The 2,656-nt window shown below is 68.8% G+C and carries 4 protein-coding genes; 2 read left to right on the top strand and 2 right to left on the bottom strand.

Annotated elements, in window-relative coordinates:
• Window positions 1-290 precede the first annotated feature (290 nt).
• Window positions 291-1,370 carry a helix-turn-helix transcriptional regulator gene (locus A5789_RS11305; RefSeq protein ID WP_156772999.1) on the top strand — a complete coding sequence of 360 codons (1,080 nt, stop codon included), beginning with the start codon at window positions 291-293 and terminating at the stop codon, window positions 1,368-1,370.
• Window positions 1,367-2,008, top strand: a complete 642-nt coding sequence (locus tag A5789_RS11310; protein ID WP_064927219.1) for an HD family hydrolase — start codon at window positions 1,367-1,369, stop codon at window positions 2,006-2,008. The genes A5789_RS11305 and A5789_RS11310 overlap by 4 nt, the downstream gene beginning before the upstream one ends.
• 65 nt (window positions 2,009-2,073) lie before the next feature.
• Here the strand turns inward: A5789_RS11310 and A5789_RS11315 are convergent, their stop codons facing one another.
• Window positions 2,074-2,298, bottom strand: a complete 225-nt coding sequence (locus A5789_RS11315; RefSeq protein WP_064927221.1) for a hypothetical protein — start codon at window positions 2,296-2,298, stop codon at window positions 2,074-2,076.
• A 125-nt stretch (window positions 2,299-2,423) separates the two neighbouring features.
• Window positions 2,424-2,552 (bottom strand): hypothetical protein, encoded by a 129-nt coding sequence (locus A5789_RS38235; protein WP_255404287.1) that lies wholly within the window; start codon window positions 2,550-2,552, stop codon window positions 2,424-2,426.
• Between the last annotated feature and the right edge of the window lie 104 nt (window positions 2,553-2,656).

Below are 2,656 nucleotides of genomic sequence, written 5' to 3' on the forward strand. Positions count from 1 at the left end.
GTTGTCGAACCGAAAACCACCAGCATCCAGCGGGTTGCGGCATCCGCGGTTCGGTTGGTCCACGCCCGGTGTCGGGTGGTCGGCGCCGCCGCCGTCGCCTGTCGACGCGCTGACCGTGCCCCACAGGCTGGGGAGGCACAGGCCCCGACACCGGGTGACCGGAACCGAAACCGGTGGATACTGGAACCCGCTGGATGCTGGTGGTTTTCGGTTCGACAACAACGATATTTCCGCTGGTGGAGTGGCGGAACGAACCGTGAATAGGACTTTCGACCGATCAAAGGTGCCCCATGGTGCTGCACACGAGTAGGACTCCCATCACCGATGGGAGTGGCCTGGACGGGCGGGTTTCCGGCGCGGTGCTGGCCACGATCCGCCGCGAAATCGGGCACTCCCAGGAATCCCTCGCCGAGCATCTCGGCTCGAGCGTTCGCACGGTCCAGGCGTGGGAGCAGGGCACCAATCCGCTGATCAACCTCCGCTACGCCAAACTGCGGCAGCTGCAACGCACCCTGCTGGCGGGCGGTGCGACCGCGGAGCTGGTGGGCTCTCTCGATACCGCCCTGGCCGCCGATGACATCCTGTCCGGCCTGGACCGCGACGACCCGCAACGCCACCCTCTCGGCCTCACGGTGCCCGATCGGGCCACCACCGACATGCTGGCCTGGCCGTTGACCGGCACCGTTCCCCGGGGCCTGGCCGGAACCGACGCGCGATTGAGCATTCCCGCCGGGCAGCGCGCCGAGGTGGTCGCGGGGCTGCGGGTGCTGGCCGAAACCGCCGGCGACGGCGAGGCCGGGGCGATGCTGCGCCGCCAGGCGGTGTTCCTGGTCGCCGAACACGACGCCGCCCACGGGCCCGCCGAGGGCTGGGCCGGTACTCAGATCCGCACGGCGGTCGCGGCCACCGATCTGAGCCGCTGGTCACCGGAATGGGCGGTCGCACGCTCCGCGGCGATCCGGGCAGCCTCCGGGGGTGACCCGGAACCGTTGCGGCGCTTCGCCGCCGAGGGCCTGGCCGACCCGGAGAACGAGGCCGCGAACTTGCGCTACTGGGCCTACTGGGTCGGGGAGATGCCGGTGGCGTGGTCCTCGGACGCCGAGATGATCCGCCCCGGCACCGATGCCACCTGGACCGGGGAACTGCTGCTGCGCTCGCTGCTGACCGGGGTGCGGTCCGCGCCGTATCGGGAACTGTGCGCGCACTCGCTGTGGTCGCTGGCCAGGGCTCGAAAACAGCTGGTCACACACCCGCGTTGGGTGTCGGATATCTCCGATACCGTCGAAGCTGCCACCACCGACGAGACCCTGAGCGATTCGGCGCGGCGGCGCCTGGAGCAAGTCCACTTTCTACTCGGGAGCACGCTATGACCACTGCCGATCACGCCACCGAAACCGCGGTATTCGCCTACGAACTCGGATTTTTGAAGAACCTGCCACGTTCGGGGTGGCTGCGCGCTGGCATCACCGGACCCGAATCGGTGGCCGCGCACTCGTGGCGGGTCGCGGTGCTGGCCTACGTGATCGCCGTCGGTGAAGGCGCCGACGCCGAGCGCGCGGCGGTGCTGGGGCTGTTTCACGACGTTCCCGAGGCCCGCTACGGCGATGTGGCCGCCGCAGGTAAGGCGTATGTGACCACCACGGCCGCCACCGAGGTGATCGCCGATCAGACCGCCGGCCTTCCCGCCGAGCTGGCCGAACACATCCGCGCGGCGGTCGCCGAGCACGAGAGCGCCAAAAAGGCCGGGGCCAGCCTCGAATCGCAGTGCTCGCGCGATGCCGACAAGCTCGAGCTGCTGCTGCAGGCCCGCGAATACGCCGAGGCCGGCCAGGGCGTCGGCGCGATGCCGCGGTTCATCGACTCCATGGTCCCGTTGATCACCACCAAGACCGGCCAGGCGTTGCGCGATGCCGCGCTGCGGGTGCCGCCCTCAGCCTGGTGGGACGAGTTCGCGCGCCGGTTCGGCACCACCGCCCAGAACGAACGGCCCATCCGGCTCGCCAAATAGCCTGCCGCACACACCAAACGGCCGCCCCCGAAAGTCAGGGGCGGCCGTTTCGCTGCCTGCAGGATCTACTGCGGCGGCGCCGGGCGGGTGCGGTCGTCGGCGTCGACGGTCAGCGGCACCAGTTCGAATCCGCGGCTGAGCATGTACTCCCGGTCGGCGGCGTCGTACTCACCGGCCGGGATCACCCTCGCGTTCGGCTCCCACTCGGGAACCGTGGCATTCGGGGACAGGTGGCGGCGCACCGCGATCCAGGCATACACCTCAGCGGGCGCGGAAACCTCGTGCGACATGGGGTAACTCCTTCCTCCGGCCAGGGGCGGCCGAGTGGTAATCGGGTCGAATCTCGCTGCGATCGGAAACCGGCCCCGAACCTGTAGCAGAGGTTCGGGGCCGGTTCTGGGGTTGAACGTCCTGGTCAGTTGCCGAAACCGGCGTTGCGCATCCGGGTGTTGCGCTGGTCGAGCTCCTCGTCGAGCGCCGCGAGCCGGGCGTCGAGGCCATCGAGGGACCGTTCCAGCTGGTCGAGCGCGGCGAGGATGTCCATGTCTTCTCCTTCTCGTCGGGTTCCGGTTGGCCTCTCCGCCAACCACAAACACGATAACACGATTAATCGTGTTCACGATAGAGCGAGGTCGAAAAAGTTCGACA

This window comes from Nocardia sp. 852002-51101_SCH5132738 (genome assembly GCF_001665695.1).
Taxonomy (GTDB): domain Bacteria; phylum Actinomycetota; class Actinomycetes; order Mycobacteriales; family Mycobacteriaceae; genus Nocardia; species Nocardia nova.